Consider the following 17,844-nt stretch of genomic DNA (forward strand, 5'->3'; position numbering starts at 1 on the left):
ACCATTTCAGCATCGCGCAGTGATCCCAAAAGTTTCTAGTCTGTGGGCATTTCAACATAATTTATCTACATTAAAACAGTTTGTTACGCGATCGTGTTCAGGTAAAAGTGACCTCAGGGCGTCAACGTAAACTCTGCTGTGATGATATGGTCGCGCACCCTTTGCGCGTTGGGGATATCATTGCTTTCAGCGCGGCGGGTTGCCACTGTCCGGCTGTAGTTGAGATTGAGCCAGCGCTGGATTAGCCGCGCACGCAGCTCGGGCATTGGTACGTCAAGGAATGCAGTAATATCCCAGTATTGCTGCAACTCGGTCCACGGGTCTTCATCGAAAAGCAGGTAATTCCCTTCGACAATGATCACGGGGCAGTCGGGTGGAATATGCACAGCGCCAGCAATCGCAAGATCGCGGGGCCGGTCGAAAACCGGTGCATAGACGTCTTCTGCGGATGCAAGAGCCTTGACCAACCTGACAAGTCCGCCGGCATCAAAGGTTTCCGGCGCGCCCTTGCGCTGCATCAGGCCGCGATCCTCTAGAATGCGGTTGTCGAGGTGAAAACCGTCCATGGGGACAACGACATTTCGCGTTTTCTGGTCGCTCAGGCGGCGGCTCAGTTCACTTGCCAGTGTCGATTTACCGCTGCCCGGCGCACCCGCAACGGCAATGATAATCCGGTCCTGCGTGGCTTTGAGCGCGTAGATCCGATCAGCCAACTGGTTGATGTGATGTGAAATATCTTGCACGTGTCTGCCTGTCTTCGCTTTTTCGTCTGTCTTAGCCGAACGATTACGGCCCCGCGACGAAAAAATGCCCCTCGGCTTGAAACTGCCGATGGTCAGAGGCAGGCTTGCGCACTAAGTAAGCGCAAAGACAAAGGGATGAGCGCTTGGAAGTTGAAAAGCCATGGTATCTGCGGTTTTACCGCATGTTGTTTGGTGTTTGGACAACTGCATCGGATCGAAACATCGGTTTGATCTCTGCCGGTGTGGCGTTCTTCGGCATGTTTGCAATCTTTCCGGCGATCGCGGCGGTGATCGCTGTTTTTGGTCTTCTTGCGGATCCGGTTGTTGTCGCCGAACAGTTGGCACTGATGAAAGACATCATCCCAAGCGATGCTTATGCAATTCTGACCGGTCAGATAATGCGGCTTCTTGGCGCGCGTGGAGAGACGCTTGGCTGGGCGACTTTCGTATCCATTGCGCTGGCGCTTTGGGCTGCACGGGCAGGGGTCGCAGGCCTGATCGGCGGTCTGAACGAAATCGCAAAACGCCCACCCCGCAACGGCATCAAGCAGATCGTCGTGGCGTTGACTTTGACGATCTGCCTTGTCGCGCTGGCGGTTACGGCCTTGTTCGCGGTTATTGTCGCGCCGATCATTCTGGCATTCGCCCCGCTGACCGAAGGAAACGCTAATGTGCTTGAAGGCGTGCGCTGGGTCGTTGCGTTGGTCGCGCTCTATGCGGCGTTAAGCCTGCTTTACCGTTTCGGGCCAAACCAGCGCCACGCTCGGCTGCGCTGGTTTACCATCGGCGCGGTGACCGTCATCTTCCTTTGGATCGCTGCGTCATTCGGGTTGTCTTACTATCTTTCCAACTTCGCGAGTTACAATGAGGTCTACGGTTCGATTGGTGCCGTGATCGGTATGTTGCTTTGGCTTTACATTACGGCCTATCTCATTCTGCTAGGTGCGGCATTAAATCTACACATTCACGGAAAAGTGGCGGGCGACCCGGTTTCGGAATAGCTAGCAAATTCTGAAAAAATTGAATTGTGGCAAAAGTTTGCCGGAATTCGGGCGATCTTTGCGCAAAATTCCCCCTAGAAATCGAAGAACACCCTAGATACGGTGTTTCTAATGAAAATTGACGCGACCCCGTGAATGAGGGCGCGCATATGAGGCGGAGCAGTATTATGTCAGCGATTAATTTCGTTGTCCGTGGAGACGCGGGCGTCGTGGAACGTGGAGCCGTTGGGGCATCCGGTTCTGATTCAATTGTTGTTGGAGCAGGGCAGGACATCTCTCTGAACCTCCAGCGCAACAGCGTTCTTTCCTACACGCGCAATGGGCAAGCACTGCAAATCACACTGGTTGATGGCCAGACGATTACACTGCAGGGCTTCTTTTCTCCGGATGGTGTCGCAGAGAACAAGCTGTTCCTGTCTGCAAGCGGCCAGTTGGCCGAAGTCCAGTTGGTCGCAGGTGAGGGCAACCTGCTTTACGGTCAATATGTTGACGCGGACGCTTTTGGTAAGTGGTCGCCTGACGACGCACTTTATTTCACCGATGACGGCGGCATTGCCATCGCAGGCGTAGAGCCGTCTGGCCCCGACGCGGGCATGTTGGGCGTTCCGCTTCTGGGCGGCCTTGGTGGCCTTGGCAGCACAGCGGCGATCGGTGCTGCTGGTCTTGGTGGCGCGCTGTTGCTAAGCGGCGGCAGTGAAGGCGGCGAAGGTGGGGCGGTCAGCCCGGGTGGGGAAGACCCCGATCCTGTTGATCCTGATCCCGTCGATCCAGATCCGGTTGACCCCGATCCAATTGATCCCCCGGAAGTTGCGATCACGGATGGCGTCAAGAGCGTTGGTCACACAGTAAACGACGAAGATCATTCTGATGGGGTCGAAATCTCCGGCACTGGAACCCCTGGTGCGACCGGAACGATCACTGTCGGCGACGTCACCAAGGATGTGGTCATCGGTGAAGATGGCACCTGGACTGTTTCACTGACAACCGAAGAGGTTGAGGGCGGTGAATATGAAACTGGCGTCAGCATCACGGTTACGAACGAAGGCGGGTCTACCACTGCAACCGACACGCTTGTCATCGACACGATCACGACGGTCACAATCGATACCAGCGCAGCTGGCGGCGACGGTACTGTCAACGAGGTCGAGCATGTTGACGGCGTTACCGTAAACGGCCTGGCCGAAGCGAACGCGACAGTGGTTGTCACGACATCCGGTGGCGCGACGCAAACTGTCATGGCGACGTCCGAAGGTACGTGGACAGCGACTTTCGCATCTTCCGAAGTTGCGGAAGGCACATATGATCTGGGCGTGACTGCGGTTTCCACTGATGCGTTCGGAAATACAGCCACGGCGTCCGGTTCGGTCCATGTGGATACCGAGCTTGATGTCACAATCAACTATCGCAACGTCGAGGGCGACGGGGTTGTCAACGCAGTTGAACAGTCCGACGGTGTAGATATCACCGGCACGACAGAAGCCGGCGCCAGCGTTGTTGTAACCTTCGGTACGGGAACCCGCACTGTGACGGCCGATGGCAGCGGCAACTGGAGCGCAAGTTTCACAGCCTCTGAAGTGCCAACAGGCGAACTTGAGGCACCGGTCACCGCAACGGCGACGGATGCTGCGGGCAACGTTGCAACGACGACACGCGACATCACCATCGACACTGAAATCGACGTCACGCTGGAAGAAACCGGCGGTGGTGTGGATGGTGTGATCAACGCGGTTGAACGCGGTGACGGCGTGCTGCTGAGCGGTGAAACCGATCCGAATGCGATGGTCGAAGTGACGTTCCAGGGTATCACGCGCGAAACGCAGGCTGACTCGGATGGTAACTGGGCCGTCGGTTATACCGGAGGCGAACTGCCCACCGGCAATATCGAAACGGATCTGCCTGTAGCGGTCGTTGCGACTGATGAAGCCGGCAACGTTGCAACAACAAGCGGCACGGTAACACTGGATACATACGTCAACCGTCTTGCGTCGACATCCAGCCCGATTGAGGGCGACGATGTGGTCAACAACGCAGAAGCGTCCGATGGCATCACACTGACGGGTGTGGTCGAAAAGGGCTCTACGGTGAAAGCCACATTCGAAGGCGTCACGAAGGCGGCAACAGTGACCAGCGACGGGACATGGACCGTTACATTCGATGCGAATGAAATCCCATCGGGCACATATGACGCAGTGGTCAAGATCGACGCAACAGATGCGGCTGGCAACAAAGCTTCAATCAACGAAACCTTTGCTGTCGATACCGACGCGCCTGATGCGGCGGACGTGACAGGCTTCATCGAAGTGCAAAACGACACGGCAGGTGCGATCATCCGCGCAAGCTCTGACGTGATCAGCGGCGAAAACGACGTCACGATCCATCAGGTCGGCGAAGGTGCCGCCGGTGGCGCGAAAGAGATCGCGGCAACGGGTGGCCAAGTCGGTGGGAACATCTACTACGGCTTTGATGACGAGTATGTGGTGCCCAACGGCTCGCATCTGGTGGTCCAGAAAGAGGACGATGCGGGTAACACCAATTCGACGCTTATGGTGCTGGACGTGAACGGCAATGACAACGTCGATATCACTGCCGGTGCACTGGATGGCTTCAACATCGGTGCGATTGATCTGGAGCACGCCGAAGACAGCGTCGTCGATCTGTCCACAGCCGATCTGGAAGCGATGTCTGCCAATGACAACATCCTTGTGATCCACGGTCGTGATACGGATACGGTCAATCTGGACGGTGCAGCCGCCAAGACCGGAACCGAGACGATCAACGGCAAGGACTATGACGTCTACAGCGTTGGCGATGATGGCGGGCAGCTGATCATCAACAGCGACATCATGTTCAACCAGAACGTGGTCTAAGACTTCTAGGGGCGCAGCACATGCGCCCCTACTTCCCGACCCGGGACAAAAAACAAAAACACTTCGGGGGGCAGGCGGTATGAAAGAGGGCAGGGCAAATCTATCTCGGGCAGCGGTGTTGCTTGCAGTGTTCGCACTGCCTGCATGTCTGCCGACAGATGGTTTGAACCTTGATGCGCCTCTGTCCATGCTTGGCGGCGACAAGGCTGCGAATGCATCCGCCCCTGCGCAGACGCTTGAGGTCGAGCAGGCCAATGGCACACAATCGGAAATTATCAACGGACTGCTGAACCGGCGGTCCGTTTTGCAATCTGGCCCATACCAAGACGTGGCAAGCGCCGTGCTGGCCGCGAATTCCCGCGCCGCCGAGGCTGACCTGCGTGCAGCAAAGCTGAGATCACAGGCAAGGGCCAACAACTGGCTGCCGACGCTTGGCCCTACAGTCAGCCTGACGTCGCTTGGCGATGTTGTCACTGGCCTGGTTGTCGATGCTGTCCTGTTCGACAACGGACGCAAGCGGGCTGAACGCGATTATGCTGCCGCTGACGTCGAAGTCGCAGCTGTGACCCTTGCCCAAGATACGAACGACCGCGTTCTTCAAGGTCTGGAGCTTTACCTGACTGCGCAGCAGGCGCTCGCCCGCGCAGAGGTCAACAAGGCCGCAATGTCAAAGATGGAACGCTTTGAATACATCATGTCTGAACGGGTCCGTGGCGGTGTGTCCGGCCGTGTTGATCTGCAAATTGTACAGCAAAAGCTGAACCAGATGCGCGCCGATATGGCGTCAGACCAAGAAGCCGCAGCCGCGGCGCTTTCCGAACTCTCTGCGATGTCCGCAAGCCCGGTGACGGGTATCTCTGGTGTCTCCTCCCTCACCACGGATCTGACAGCGCAGCCCCTCAGCGTCATGAAAGCTGAAGCTGAGGCAACCCGCGCTGTCGCCGAGGCAACCGTTGCCCGCGCAGGCTTTCTCCCGAGCCTGACTGCAAGTGGCAACCTCGCCGATGGCGGCAGTGGCGGGCTGACGGTCGGGGCGGCCAATGGCATCGGTTTTGGTCTTGGTGCCAATCTTGAGGCCATCGAACAGCAGCGCGCAGCCGCGCAGGCCCGTGTCGGGCAGGTGCAGGAAGACGCAAATCGCCGCCTGCGTGCCCTGGAGGGCGAATTGACATCTTTGCGCCGACAGGAAGCACAGGCGCAGACGCTCGCCGCACAAGCTGCGGCAAACTACGATATTTTTGCAGAACAGCAGCGGGCCGGACAGCGCACCGTTCCCGAAGCCGTTGGCATTTTTGAAACGAAGGTCCGCACGGAACGCGAGGCTGCGGCGTTGCGGTACGACGTTGCGCGTGTGGATTTGAAGATTGCCGCCCTGAAGGGCGTGTTGGTGAATGGGGACCAGATATGAGCGGACCAATCCTTGCGTTTGACATGAACGCGACGCGCGGTGCCAAGCTGGCCCGTATTGAACCAAAGCAGATTGAGCTGCCCGTGGAAGAGGTTGCCAATGATCCGGCACCGTCTCCGGCGATCAACCGTTTCAACGAAAAGGCAGACGCGCGGGCAGAAGTGTCCAGCATTTACGCCGGCTTTCTGGGTGTCGAGCTGCAAAAATCCGACCTGCTGGAACGGCTGACCATTGATGAAAGCGAAGATCTGGGCAGCGAGGCCATTGCGGCAGCATTGTCAGAGGTTGGATTGATCACCGTGGTCAATGACATCCGTCATCCCAAGGCAACTGATTGGCCTGCTTTGGCTGAAATGACATCGGGGCAGGTGGTATTGGTGCTGGCACAGGCGGGCGATACACTGACCGTCTACGATACCACCTGCAAAGATAATCGCGCCGAAGTGAGCATGGCGGAATTTCTGCCCTACTTTGGCGGGCGTGTGATCCGGGCGGATATTGCCGTGCAGGAGCTGACAACCCGACATGCCAAAAAGGGGCAAAAGGCCCATTGGTTCTGGGGCGAAATCTCCAAGTTCCGCCGCATCATCTTTGAGGTCGCGCTTGGGTCTTTCGTCGCCAACCTTCTGGCCGTCGCGGTCGCCCTGTTTTCGTTGCAGGTTTATGATCGCGTCATTCCTCATCAATCGACCTCGACGCTGATGGTGCTGGCAATCGGTGCTGGCATTGCATTGTTGCTTGAAGCCTTCCTGCGCATCGCGCGCGCGCGCCTGATGGACGGGGCCGGTCGCCGGATCGAATTGCGTATTCAGAACATGCTGATGGACAGACTGCTGGGCATGCAGGCAGGCCGACCGGGGCAATCGCCCTCGAACACCTTTGCAGCTGTCCGCGAATTCAGCTCGATCCGTGAGTTCTTTACCGCATCAACCATCGGCACCTTGACCGATTTGCCATTCATCGTTCTGTTTCTGGCGCTTGTCGCGTCGATCGGCGGAAACGTTGTTTGGGTGTTGTTTATCGGGGGTATCCTGATGGTGCTGCCATCATTCTTTATGCAAAAGAAGATGATGGAGCTCACGCTTGCAACACAGGGCGCTTCGACCAAGTCGTCGCGCCTGCTGCACGAAGCGATCTACGATGCTGATACGATCAAGTCGCAACGCGGCGAGGAACGGTTCCGCCGGATCTGGGGCGAACTGACAGCACTTTCTTCGCTCGCGACATCCGAACAGCGCAAGCTGGCCACAACCCTGACCTTCTGGTCACAGGGCGTACAGCAGGCGACTTATGTGTCAGCAGTCGTCGTCGGGACCTTCATGGTCTTTCAAGGACAATTCACAATCGGGACGATCATCGCGGTGGGCATCCTGACAAGCCGCACGCTGGGACCGCTGACAGGTCTCGCCGCGACACTGGCGCGCTGGGCGAACGTCAAGGCCGCACTCGACATGCTGGATGATGTCGTGGAAGCGCCGCAGGACATGGAAGAAGAACGCACCTATCTGCGCCGCGAAAAGATCAAAGGCGCATATGAATTGCGCGAGTTGGGGTATGCCTACGACGAAGAAGGGGCCAAGACGCTCGACATTCCCGCGCTCAGGATCGAAGCAGGCCAGCGGATTGCCGTGCTGGGCGCGAACGGGTCGGGCAAATCGACGTTGCTCAAGGTACTGTCCGGTCTGCACCGTCCGACATCGGGCCGTGTGTTGATCGATGGTGTCGACATGGGGCAGGTGATGGCCCGCGATCTGCGCCGCTCTATCGGGTATCTGAGCCAGGAAGTCCGGCTGTTTGCCGGAACGCTGCGCGAGAACCTGAACCTGACATTGCTGGAACGTGACGACGAGCGGTTGCTAGCGGCACTTGATTTTTCAGGCCTTGGCCCGTTCGTGCGCAACCACCCCAAAGGGCTGGATCTTGAAATCCGCGACGGTGGTGAAGGTCTTTCCATCGGGCAACGCCAGTCAATCGGCTGGGCGCGGCTTTGGCTGCAGGACCCGAGCGTCTGTTTGCTGGATGAACCGACCGCGGCCCTCGATCAGACACTTGAATCCACACTTGTCAGCCGTCTGGAAGAATGGCTGGAAGGGCGCACCGCCGTGATCGCCACACACCGCATACCGATCCTGTCTCTAACGACGCGCACGATGATTTTGCAGAATGGCCGCTTGGCCGTTGACGGACCGCGTGACGAGGTCCTCGCACATATGAACAAGAAAGCCGGGTAAGCACATGGCAACGATTGACGCAGAATTTTCCGGCCAGATGCGTGGCCCCAGCCTGACGATCTGGCTCGTTTTGGCCACTGTCGGCCTGTTCCTACTCTGGGCCAAGTTCGCGCCGCTCGACGAAATCGTGCGCGCGCAGGGCGAGGTTGTGCCTGCGTCGCGGCCACAGATCATTCAGAACCTTGAAGGGGGAATCCTTGCAGAGCTTCTGGTGAGCGAAGGCGATGTCGTTCAGGAAGGCGACGTGCTGGCCCGTCTGCGCGGCACGCAGTTTTCGTCAAATGTCGCCGATCTGGAAGAACAGGTTCTTGCACATGAAATCAAGCGTCTGCGACTTGAAGCGGAAATCAGCGGCATGTTCGATTTTGACGTGCCCGAACAGATTGCCACGCGCAGCCCGACCATCGTTGCCTCTGAAAAGGCTCTGCTGAGTGCACGCCAGTCCGACTACGTCACCAAGGTTGATGGTGCCCGCGCCGTGCTGGAAGAAACGCGCCGTGAACTTGCCGCGATGGAAGATATGTATGCCCGCGAAATTGTGGCCCTGATCGAAGTCACTGCAGCGCGCAAGCGCAACGCGGATGCTGAAATCAAGTATAACGAGATCATCACCGAAGCAGAGCTTGAGCGCGCTTCGGAATATTCCAAGACCTTGCAGGAACTGGCGTCTCTGACGCAGGATTTGCGCACTGCAAACGATCAGCTGTCACGGACAATCATTCGTGCACCCATGCGCGGGATCGTGAACAACCTTGGGGTCACAACCATCGGTGGCGTCATTCGTCCGGGCGAAGAAATCTTTCAGCTGACTCCTTTGGGTGACGAACTTTTCGTCGAAGCACAGGTAAAACCGGAAGACATCGCCAATGTGGTGCCTGGCCAGCTCGCCACGATCAAATTCTCGGCTTACGACTACACCGTCTACGGAAGCCTCGAAGGCGAGGTGCAGTTTATCTCTGCTGATACCTTCAAGGACGAACGCCGGCAGGACGATCAGGCGCATTACAAGGTTACGTTGCGTGTCGATACAGAAAACCTCGACGCCCGTCAGAGCCAGATCGTGATCCGGCCCGGCATGCAAACAACCGTAGAACTGCACACAGGCGAAAAGACCGTTCTGCAGTATCTTACCAAACCGCTTTACCGTGGGGGGGAAGCGTTGCAGGAGCCCTAAGTTCCAAAGCGCCAAACACCACATTTCCAGAGGACTGCCGCACCTTATGGGTGCGGCAGTTTTCTCAATCGAACACATACGCCCCGACATATCCTCGCTGATGTCAAATCCGGGCCATAGTTGCGCACGACAGATTACCTTGTAGCGAGGGATGTGTTAAATGGGCGATCTGTCAGATAAATTGCGCGATGGTTTGGCGCAGTTCGAGGAACTCGATAAACAATTGGATGCGGCTCTGAAAGAATTGGGTTTACCAGGTATGTCCGATCCGGATCTGGTCGCAAACGACGCGACCGGTCTGCCGCATGTCATGCAGCTTTGCACATTAGAGCCCGTATCCGAGCGACACACAGCGCTGCGCGCGGCATTCGCGCAAGGTGCGGACCCCAATACGCCTTGCCCGTGGGGCGCAACGGCGATTGATACGCTTTATACGGATGGCGATGCCGACGGCATTGCGTTGCTACTTGAGAACGGTGCCGATGCGGGAGTCTATCGTTGGAGTGAAACGCATCTGGCCGTCATCAGGGATGATGCGCAGGCGATCGACCCAGCGCATCTCAAAGCTTGTGACAGGGTTGGTGACACACCCTTTCTGTTGGCGTGTCGGTTCGCTCGACCGGAAATGGCCACACTGCTTTTTGATTCCAACGCGCTGGAAGAAGCAGCGCGTGTCACGGCGCGGTCTGGGTCTTGCCAGATCATGAACTGGTTGTTGTCCAAAGGTGCCGATGTAAATGCGGCATCCCCTGACGGCGCAACACCGCTGTTTCTTGCCATCGAAGCGGGGCACGTTGATTTGGTCGAACTGCTCTTGAACTCTGGCGCGTCTTTGGAAGCGACGATGGATGCATCTTTTGTTGCGCCTGTCGCGGTAGAACGGTCCGCACGCCTGCAACAAGTGGTCGATAACATGCTGTCTGCAGTCGCGGATCTGGTGCCACTGCAAGGGGTGCTGCAGCGCAATACGATCTATGATGCAGCCTACGACCCGGCAATCATCCGATTGCTAGTCAAATATGGTGCTGACCCCGCGCGCTTTGCAGGCGAGGCATTCAATGCTGCCATCGGTGTCGATCGGAACCCGCCGATCGCGATATCGCGGGATGAGTTTGCTGCGCAATACCCGGTCAGAAGGGGCCGCACCAACCCGCAACAGGTTGATATGCCGTTCTGGCACGAACAGGTCCGTTCTGGTCGGACAGGCGTTCAGGCCAAGACAGAGATCGTCGGGCAAGACGTGGCGGTTGCTGGTCCGGTTTGGTCCTTTCAGCGGGTCGGGCGGACGGCCACCCTGTTGCCTGATGGTCGCATGGTGCTTGTCGGTGGTGAACATGGGGACCGTCGCGAACCTGATCATTGCATCTACGGTGATGTGACGGTTGTGGGGCCAGATGGCCAGATCGACCAGTATATCTATCCCGGTGCCGCCTTCCCGCCGACCTGCTTTCACAGCGCGACGTTGTCTGACGAGGGCCTCTGGCTCATTGGCGGGTGTGGTCTTGGCTACGACAAACAAACCCAGGTGCTTTGGCTCTCGCTGCTTGATTTCTCGATCCACAAGGTCGCGACAACCGGCCAGAGTCCGGGTTTGATCAGTGGCCATAAGGCGCAGCTGATTGGCGATGCCATTTTAGTCAGTGGCGGCACGCTTGGACCAGCCGCAAAAGCGTCCAAAGGCCGGTTCGTTCTCGATCTTTCCAGCCGCGTCTGGCACATGGTCAATTGATCGCGCGGGAAAAGCGATCGGGATTGTGCGCCAGCGGGGTGAAGCCACAGGCCAGATAGACCCGCTTCGCTGCATCATTGTCCGGATCGGTGCCAACCATCAGATAGCTGCAATGCCGTGCACGCGCGTGATCGATCGCCGTGTCGATCAGTTTGCGCCCGACACCGTGGCGGCGAAGATCATCCACGACAAAAAGATGGTTCAAATCCATCCCGCGCGCGCAGTACTGCAATTTGACAAGAGGGCAAAGCGCGGCATAGCCCACCACCCGGGTTCCGTGGCATGCCACCAAGACATGTACCCACGGGTGCGATCCGAAAAGATCGCGGTTGAGGTGATCAAGATCAATCTGGGCGACATCCCCGTGATGCGCTGCGACAGCGGTAATCATCTGGCGCAATTCACCGAGATCGGCGCGTCTTGCAGAGCGGGTGGTGATATGTGGCATGTTCTGGCTTTCGTGTGTGGGCCACACAAAGCTACGAACCTCTCCCGCTTTGGTGGCGGCATGGTTTCAGATTTGGGAAATGACTGACGGGCCGCTGCTATGTCGCGCGGCGATAAAATCGCTGGGTCTGGATTTGGCGATGGGTCATGCCTGCTTCTTTGCCCGGGGCACGCGGCTTGTGTCAAGTTTCAAAGCTGGCCACCAACGATTTCAATGGCCTGTCCATTAACGCTCCGGGCTGCGTCGCTGCAAAGCCACATCGCCGCGGCAGTGGTCTCATCGATATCCAGCAGCCGTTGATGGCGGTTGCCTTTCGCAATCGCGGCGATGGCACCGGACTCGTCCGTTTGAAAGCGGCGCATTAGTCCTGGAACCTGCCCGCGCACGATATCGGTATCGACATAACCGGGACAAAGCGCGTTGAAGGTCACAGGACCGCCCATGAACTCTTCGGACAATCCGCGGATCAGGCCGACAAGTCCGTGTTTGCTCACGGTATATGGAATGGCGTTGCGCAGGCCCTTGAGCCCTGCGATGGAACTGACGACGATCATCCGACCCGATGTGTCAGGCGGTAAGGTCTCCAGCGCGGCCTGAAGCGTCAGGAACGCCCCGTCAAGGTTGATCGCCATCATGCGTCGCCAGCTTTCAAGGCTGGTTTTGCCGAAGGGACCCCCTTCAGCAATGCCGGCATTTGCCACGCAAATGCGGATCGGACCGCGATCCTGCGCGGCGGTCGCGATGCCATCCCGTACGGATTTCTCATTCGCAACGTCCATCTGCAGTGCATGGATGCGCGGATGCACAACCGCTTCTAGCACGTCCTTGCGGCGTCCGGTGATTGTCACGTCTGCTCCTGCATCGGCAAGGGCAAGCGCGATCCCTTTCCCAATGCCGGTGCCGCCACCGGTGACCAATGCATGTTTTCCTGTGTGTTCCATCAGATCAGCCTAAACCAGCACGGACGCGTGACAAGGGCCGATGGATCGTGCAGGAAAGATCGTATGAAATGGATTGATCTTCCACCCGTCTGGCTCGCTCTGTTTGCCCTGTTGACCTATTGGATCGGCACGATGGATCTTTTGACGGAACGGCCCGGTTTCGAATTTCTTGGTATCTGGGTTGGGCCGAACCGGATCGGCTGGGGTGGGGAATTGCTCATTGCCGCAGGTTTGTTCACCATGTCCGCTGCCATCGTCGAATTGGTCCGGAACCGCACGACGGTTATTCCGCATCAGGATGCAGATACCTTGGTGCAGTCGGGTATTTTCGCGTTTTCGCGCAATCCGATCTACGTTGGTGACACGCTTGTGCTGGCCGGGCTTGCAATCATCTGGGGTGCACCCCTAGCGCTTTTTCTGGTGCCTTTGTTTGTCTGGATCATCCGGCAGCGGTTCGTCCTGCCGGAAGAGCAAAGGTTGCACGCGAAATTCGGCCAAGCGTTCGACGATTACTGCGATATGACCCGCCGCTGGATCTGAAACGCCTGTTTGTTGGGGTGTAACACAACGTTGCATCGCTGCCCTGTCTTGCGAAATGATCTTGCGCGCTATAATCCGACCTTAACCATGCGTCACAAAAAGGGGGACAGCCCGTGAAAATCGGTGCGCCAAAGGAGATATTCGCCGGGGAAGATCGCGTTGCGATGACACCCGCATCCGCGAAAGACCTGCAAAAGCTTGGATACGAATGCGTAATCGAAACGGGGGCAGGTGTTGCCGCCGGTTTCACGGACGCCGCTTACAAGGAAGCCGGGGTCGCCGTCGTCAAGACCGCAGCCGCGCTTTACAAGGCTGCGGATATCATCGCAAAGGTCCGTCCGCCCGAGGAGCCTGAAATCAAGCGCCTGCGCGAAGGCCAGACGGTGATTTCGTTCTTCTATCCGGCGCAGAACGAAAAGCTGATGGAAGCCGCCAACAAAAAAGGCGCAACAGTCATTGCGATGGATATGGTTCCACGTATCAGTCGCGCCCAGAAGATGGACGCGCTATCGTCCATGGCAAATATCGCAGGTTACCGCGCCGTGATTGAGGCCGGGAATAATTTCGGCCGCTTCTTTACGGGGCAGGTGACGGCAGCTGGTAAAGTGCCACCAGCCAAAGTGCTGGTGATCGGTGCCGGTGTGGCAGGGCTTGCTGCAATCGGAACTGCAACATCGCTGGGCGCGATCACCTATGCGTTCGACGTACGCCCGGAAGTGGCCGAGCAGGTCGAATCCATGGGGGCCGAATTCGTCTTCCTCGATTTCGAGGAAGAACAGCAGGACGGGTCGGCGACGGGTGGTTACGCTGCTGTCTCCAGCCCGGAGTTTGCCGCAGCCCAACTTGCAAAGTTTCGCGAAATTGCGCCGGATATGGACATTGTCATCACGACAGCGCTGATCCCTGGCCGAGATGCGCCAGAGCTTTGGACCAAGGACATGGTCGAAAGCATGAAACCGGGTTCGGTGATTGTCGATCTCGCCGCAGAGCGGGGCGGCAATTGCAAGCTGACCGTAAAGGATGAAAAGATCGTGACGGAAAATGGTGTGACCATCGTGGGTTACACTGATTTCCCAAGCCGGATGGCGGCGCAATCATCAACCCTTTACGCCACCAACATCCGTCACATGATGTCAGACCTGACACCTGAAAAAGGTGGCAAGCCGGTCCATAACATGGATGACGATGTCATCCGGGGCGCGACGGTGACACATAAGAAAGAAATCACGTTCCCGCCGCCGCCGCCAAAGGTTGCAGCCATCGCAGCGCAGCCAAAGAAGGCCGCACCAAAGGAACTGACCCACGAAGAAAAACGCGCCAACGAAATTGCCGCGTTCAAGCAACAAACCCGCAGTCAGGTGACATTGCTGGCCGTGGGTGCCGCCCTCCTTCTTGGGGTCGGGCTTGTTGCACCGGCAAGCTTCATGCAGCACTTCATCGTATTTGTGCTGGCCGTTTTTGTCGGCTTCCAGGTGATCTGGAACGTGGCACATTCGCTGCATACACCGCTGATGGCCGTGACCAATGCGATCTCATCGATCATCATTCTCGGGGCATTGACCCAGATTGGTTCAGGGTCCGCACTTGTCGTGATTTTGGCGGCCTTGGCGGTCTTCATGACGGGGATCAATATTTTCGGGGGTTTCCTCGTGACACGGCGCATGCTCGCCATGTTCCAGAAGTCGTAAGGGGAAAGAAAAATGGAATTCGGATTTACAACAGCGGCTTACGTCGTCGCAGCGATCCTCTTTATCCTGTCCCTCGGCGGCTTGTCTGGGCAGGAAAGCGCGAAACGGGCGGTTTGGTACGGTATCGCAGGTATGGCGCTTGCCGTCATCGCGACACTTATCGGGCCGGGGGCAGGCTTCTGGTTGCTCTCGCTCATCCTGATCGCTGGCGGTGGTGCCATCGGCTATGTGCTGGCGACGCGGGTGCAGATGACACAGATGCCGGAACTTGTTGCGGCTATGCACAGCCTTGTTGGCCTTGCGGCTGTCTTTGTAGGCTTCATTGCGCATTTCGAAGTCGTGCGTGTCATGGGGCTGTCGGGCGATGAAACCAAAAATCTCGGGACCTTTGCGGCACTTCTAGCCAAGAAGTCCGTGGTCGAAATCAACATCCTGCGGGTCGAACTGTTCCTTGGCATTTTCATCGGTGCGATCACCTTTACCGGTTCGGTCATTGCCTACGGAAAGCTGGCCGGCAAGGTTGACAGTGCGGCGACAAAGCTGCCCGGTGGGCATCTGCTGAACATCGCAGCGGCAGCTGTCTCTGCGATCTGCCTGATCTGGTATTTCAACTCGGGCGGTTTCTTCCCGCTCTTCCTGATGACGTTGGCCGCGTTGTTTATCGGCTATCACCTGATCATGGGGATTGGCGGCGCTGACATGCCCGTCGTCGTGTCGATGCTGAACAGCTATTCCGGCTGGGCGGCCGCGGCGATCGGGTTCTCGCTTGGCAACGATCTGTTGATCGTGGTCGGCGCGCTTGTCGGGTCTTCCGGTGCGATCCTGTCCTACATCATGTGCAAGGCGATGAACCGGTCATTCGTCAGCGTGATCCTCGGTGGCTTTGGTGGCCCTGCAGGGGAACAGATGGCAGTCGAGGGCGAACAGATCGCTATTGATGCAGACGGTGTCGCCACGGCATTGAATGAGGCCGACAGCGTCATCATCATCCCGGGTTATGGGATGGCCGTCGCGCAGGCACAGACGGCCGTGGCCGACCTGGTGCGCAAACTGCGGGCCAAGGGCAAGAACGTGCGGTTCGCCATTCACCCTGTTGCCGGGCGTCTGCCCGGGCACATGAACGTGCTGCTTGCCGAAGCCAAGGTGCCATATGACATCGTGATGGAAATGGACGAAATCAACGACGACTTCCCCGATACGGACGTCGCCATCGTGATCGGATCCAACGACATCGTGAACCCGGCAGCGCAGGACGATCCCAATAGCCCGATCGCAGGCATGCCGGTTCTGGAATGCTGGAAAGCCAAGCAGGTCTTTGTGTCCAAGCGCGGGCAAGGGACCGGCTATTCCGGCATAGAAAACCCGTTGTTCTTCAAAGAGAACACGCGGATGTTTTACGGTGATGCGAAAGCATCGCTCGACAGCCTGCTGCCAAAGATCGACTAGGCTGAAAAGCCGCAAGAAACCTATGTTGGCGGCGGTCTTCGCCGCCAACATACTGTGGCAATCCTCACCGAATTAACCGAGTCTTTGACACATCGGCACATCGCCCAGTTTCTGCCTGAAACTGCCCGATATTGTTTCGGCTTTTCCACTAATCCCCACAGACCGATCCCCATTGTAGGGCCGATATTGGTTAATGACGCCAATAAGTTGCCATGATCCGCAACTTGTGACGGTATGGCTGCAATTAACGATTTGGTAATCTTCGGTTCAAAGGGATAAATGGCATGAGCGTTGCACGCTTTGGTAAAGTAAGTCTGGCTGCTTTGGCGGCATTTTCGTTCGCTGCGTGTAGCAGTTCCAGCAACGGCGGCGGCAGCGGCGGCGGTGTAGCCGGGGCAGAGAACCCAATGGCTGAATTGGAAGAGATCGCGACCCGCGTGGATGGCTACTCTTTTACCCGCTTTGATGCTGTACCGACGACCGGCGATGCGACTTTCACCGGGCTTGGTGGCGTGCAGATTTCGGACGCAGATGGCGTTGTTCTTTCGGGGATGGGCGATGTCTCGGTCACTGTGGATTTCGGTACAGAAGCGGTCTCGGGCGGTCTGACGAACATCACGGGCTACACTGGCACGGCTGCGGAAGTTGCTGCTGCAACGGCTGCGATGGACGATACCAGCGATATTTCCGGTGAACTTTCGCTTAGCCGTGGTGACATCTTTACCCTGCGCCCCAACGCGTTTGGTGTTGATTATGACGGCACGCTTGGCGCTGACGGATATGTTGTCGATGGGCGCGCGTTGGGCGAATTCAAAGGAACTCGCAGCGCAGGCAGCACCGATTTTCCGATCCGTGCGGTGCAGATCACTGATGACGACGGTGTCGCCACGATCGGGGCAGAGACGTTTGACGTCGAAATCGGTCTTTTTGGCGAAACCGAATAAAAACCAAGGTCATTTCAAAACTTCGGGGCCCCGGTTTACGCCGCGGGCCCTTATTCATTTCCGGATGATACTTCGCGCCATTTCCCAGATGCGATCCCTGCCACGTCCCACGGACCGATGGACCAGCGCACAAGTCTCAGTGTGGGAAAACCGACATGCGCCGTCATGCGCCGGACCTGCCGGTTGCGCCCCTCGCTGATGATAATTTTCAGCCATTGATCGGGAACGGTCTTGCGAAAGCGCACGGGTGGGTTCCTGTCCCATAAATCAGGCGGGGCCATCAGCTCGACGGTGGCGGGGCGGGTTGGGCCGTCTTTCAATGACACACCGTCACGCAACGGCTGAAGATCGGCATCGGTTGGCGCACCTTCGACCTGAACGAGATATGTCTTCGCCATCTTGTTTTTTGGGTCGCTGATGCGCGCTTGCAGCTTGCCATCATCGGTCAGGATCATCAGGCCTTCGCTGTCCCGGTCAAGCCGGCCTGCGGGATAGACCTTTGGAATATCAACAAATTCCGACAAGGTCCGCCGGGGCGTCGGATTTCGAACGTCCGTGAACTGGGACAGAACATCAAAGGGTTTGTTGAAAAGGATCACGCGCGCCATGACCGTTCTCCTAAACCGGGAAGTGGGCAAAGGTCCATGTCATCTGTGCGCTGGTTTTTTCGGGTTTCAACCCGCA

14 protein-coding genes are annotated in these 17,844 nt (G+C 57.5%); 10 read left to right on the plus strand and 4 right to left on the minus strand.

Annotated features, from left to right (window positions below; all coding sequences use genetic code 11):
* Positions 1 to 113: 113 nt before the first annotated feature.
* Positions 114 to 743 carry a nucleoside/nucleotide kinase family protein gene (locus tag BMY44_RS03100; RefSeq protein ID WP_089990141.1) on the minus strand — a complete coding sequence of 210 codons (630 nt, stop codon included), beginning with the start codon at positions 741 to 743 and terminating at the stop codon, positions 114 to 116.
* A 143-nt stretch (positions 744 to 886) separates the two neighbouring features.
* Between BMY44_RS03100 and BMY44_RS03105 the strand changes: the two genes are divergently transcribed.
* The 6 genes from BMY44_RS03105 (at position 887) to BMY44_RS03130 (ending at position 11,153) form a co-directional block, all read left to right on the plus strand.
* Entirely contained in the window at positions 887 to 1,744 is an 858-nt protein-coding gene (locus BMY44_RS03105) for a YihY/virulence factor BrkB family protein (protein WP_242650474.1), read from the plus strand.
* A gap of 167 nt (positions 1,745 to 1,911) precedes the next feature.
* Positions 1,912 to 4,611 (plus strand): BapA/Bap/LapF family prefix-like domain-containing protein, encoded by a 2,700-nt coding sequence (locus tag BMY44_RS03110; protein ID WP_089990146.1) that lies wholly within the window; start codon positions 1,912 to 1,914, stop codon positions 4,609 to 4,611.
* 118 nt (positions 4,612 to 4,729) lie between these two features.
* Positions 4,730 to 6,019, plus strand: coding sequence for a TolC family protein (locus tag BMY44_RS03115; RefSeq protein WP_165611774.1), 1,290 nt, complete (start codon positions 4,730 to 4,732; stop codon positions 6,017 to 6,019).
* Complete coding sequence (locus BMY44_RS03120; protein WP_089990150.1) at positions 6,016 to 8,250, plus strand: ATP-binding cassette domain-containing protein; 2,235 nt, start codon at positions 6,016 to 6,018, stop codon at positions 8,248 to 8,250. The genes BMY44_RS03115 and BMY44_RS03120 overlap by 4 nt, the downstream gene beginning before the upstream one ends.
* Positions 8,251 to 8,254: 4 nt before the next feature.
* Positions 8,255 to 9,424: a beta-barrel domain-containing protein gene (locus tag BMY44_RS03125; protein ID WP_089990152.1), complete on the plus strand. Its 1,170-nt coding sequence runs from the start codon at positions 8,255 to 8,257 to the stop codon at positions 9,422 to 9,424.
* Positions 9,425 to 9,584: 160 nt separating this feature from the next.
* Complete coding sequence (locus BMY44_RS03130; protein WP_089990155.1) at positions 9,585 to 11,153, plus strand: ankyrin repeat domain-containing protein; 1,569 nt, start codon at positions 9,585 to 9,587, stop codon at positions 11,151 to 11,153.
* Here the strand turns inward: BMY44_RS03130 and BMY44_RS03135 are convergent.
* Positions 11,146 to 11,601, minus strand: a complete 456-nt coding sequence (locus BMY44_RS03135) for a GNAT family N-acetyltransferase (RefSeq protein WP_089990157.1) — start codon at positions 11,599 to 11,601, stop codon at positions 11,146 to 11,148. The two genes, BMY44_RS03130 and BMY44_RS03135, sit on opposite strands and share 8 nt — an antisense overlap.
* Before the next feature lie 188 nt (positions 11,602 to 11,789).
* On the minus strand, positions 11,790 to 12,542 hold the full coding sequence (locus BMY44_RS03140) for an SDR family NAD(P)-dependent oxidoreductase (RefSeq protein WP_089990160.1): 753 nt from the start codon (positions 12,540 to 12,542) through the stop codon (positions 11,790 to 11,792).
* Positions 12,543 to 12,605: 63 nt separating this feature from the next.
* Here BMY44_RS03140 and BMY44_RS03145 point away from each other — a divergent pair, with 63 nt between their 5' ends.
* The 4 genes from BMY44_RS03145 to BMY44_RS03160 all read left to right on the plus strand — a co-directional run bounded on the left by BMY44_RS03145 (position 12,606) and on the right by BMY44_RS03160 (position 17,160).
* Positions 12,606 to 13,082 carry a methyltransferase family protein gene (locus tag BMY44_RS03145; protein ID WP_089990163.1) on the plus strand — a complete coding sequence of 159 codons (477 nt, stop codon included), beginning with the start codon at positions 12,606 to 12,608 and terminating at the stop codon, positions 13,080 to 13,082.
* A gap of 113 nt (positions 13,083 to 13,195) precedes the next feature.
* A complete protein-coding gene (locus tag BMY44_RS03150; RefSeq protein WP_089990165.1) occupies positions 13,196 to 14,770 on the plus strand; it encodes a Re/Si-specific NAD(P)(+) transhydrogenase subunit alpha in 1,575 nt (524 codons plus the stop codon).
* A 12-nt stretch (positions 14,771 to 14,782) separates the two neighbouring features.
* Positions 14,783 to 16,216: an NAD(P)(+) transhydrogenase (Re/Si-specific) subunit beta gene (locus BMY44_RS03155; protein ID WP_089990168.1), complete on the plus strand. Its 1,434-nt coding sequence runs from the start codon at positions 14,783 to 14,785 to the stop codon at positions 16,214 to 16,216.
* Positions 16,217 to 16,500: 284 nt separating this feature from the next.
* Positions 16,501 to 17,160, plus strand: a complete 660-nt coding sequence (locus BMY44_RS03160; protein ID WP_089990171.1) for a hypothetical protein — start codon at positions 16,501 to 16,503, stop codon at positions 17,158 to 17,160.
* 50 nt (positions 17,161 to 17,210) lie between these two features.
* On the opposite strand, the gene BMY44_RS03165 is transcribed toward BMY44_RS03160, so the two are convergent.
* Positions 17,211 to 17,768, minus strand: a complete 558-nt coding sequence (locus BMY44_RS03165; RefSeq protein ID WP_089990173.1) for a pseudouridine synthase — start codon at positions 17,766 to 17,768, stop codon at positions 17,211 to 17,213.
* Between the last annotated feature and the right edge of the window lie 76 nt (positions 17,769 to 17,844).

This window comes from Cognatiyoonia koreensis (assembly GCF_900109295.1).
In the GTDB taxonomy this organism is placed as follows: Bacteria; Pseudomonadota; Alphaproteobacteria; order Rhodobacterales; family Rhodobacteraceae; genus Cognatiyoonia; species Cognatiyoonia koreensis.

Coding starts and splice junctions, on each gene's coding strand:
- BMY44_RS03110 (WP_089990146.1), top strand. CDS start 1,912: ATGTCAGCGATTAATTTCGTTGTCCGTGGAGACGCGGGCGTCGTGGAA.
- BMY44_RS03120 (WP_089990150.1), top strand. CDS start 6,016: ATGAGCGGACCAATCCTTGCGTTTGACATGAACGCGACGCGCGGTGCC.
- BMY44_RS03125 (WP_089990152.1), top strand. CDS start 8,255: ATGGCAACGATTGACGCAGAATTTTCCGGCCAGATGCGTGGCCCCAGC.
- BMY44_RS03130 (WP_089990155.1), top strand. CDS start 9,585: ATGGGCGATCTGTCAGATAAATTGCGCGATGGTTTGGCGCAGTTCGAG.
- BMY44_RS03135 (WP_089990157.1), bottom strand. CDS start 11,601: ATGCCACATATCACCACCCGCTCTGCAAGACGCGCCGATCTCGGTGAA.
- BMY44_RS03140 (WP_089990160.1), bottom strand. CDS start 12,542: ATGGAACACACAGGAAAACATGCATTGGTCACCGGTGGCGGCACCGGC.
- BMY44_RS03145 (WP_089990163.1), top strand. CDS start 12,606: ATGAAATGGATTGATCTTCCACCCGTCTGGCTCGCTCTGTTTGCCCTG.
- BMY44_RS03155 (WP_089990168.1), top strand. CDS start 14,783: ATGGAATTCGGATTTACAACAGCGGCTTACGTCGTCGCAGCGATCCTC.
- BMY44_RS03160 (WP_089990171.1), top strand. CDS start 16,501: ATGAGCGTTGCACGCTTTGGTAAAGTAAGTCTGGCTGCTTTGGCGGCA.
- BMY44_RS03165 (WP_089990173.1), bottom strand. CDS start 17,768: ATGGCGCGCGTGATCCTTTTCAACAAACCCTTTGATGTTCTGTCCCAG.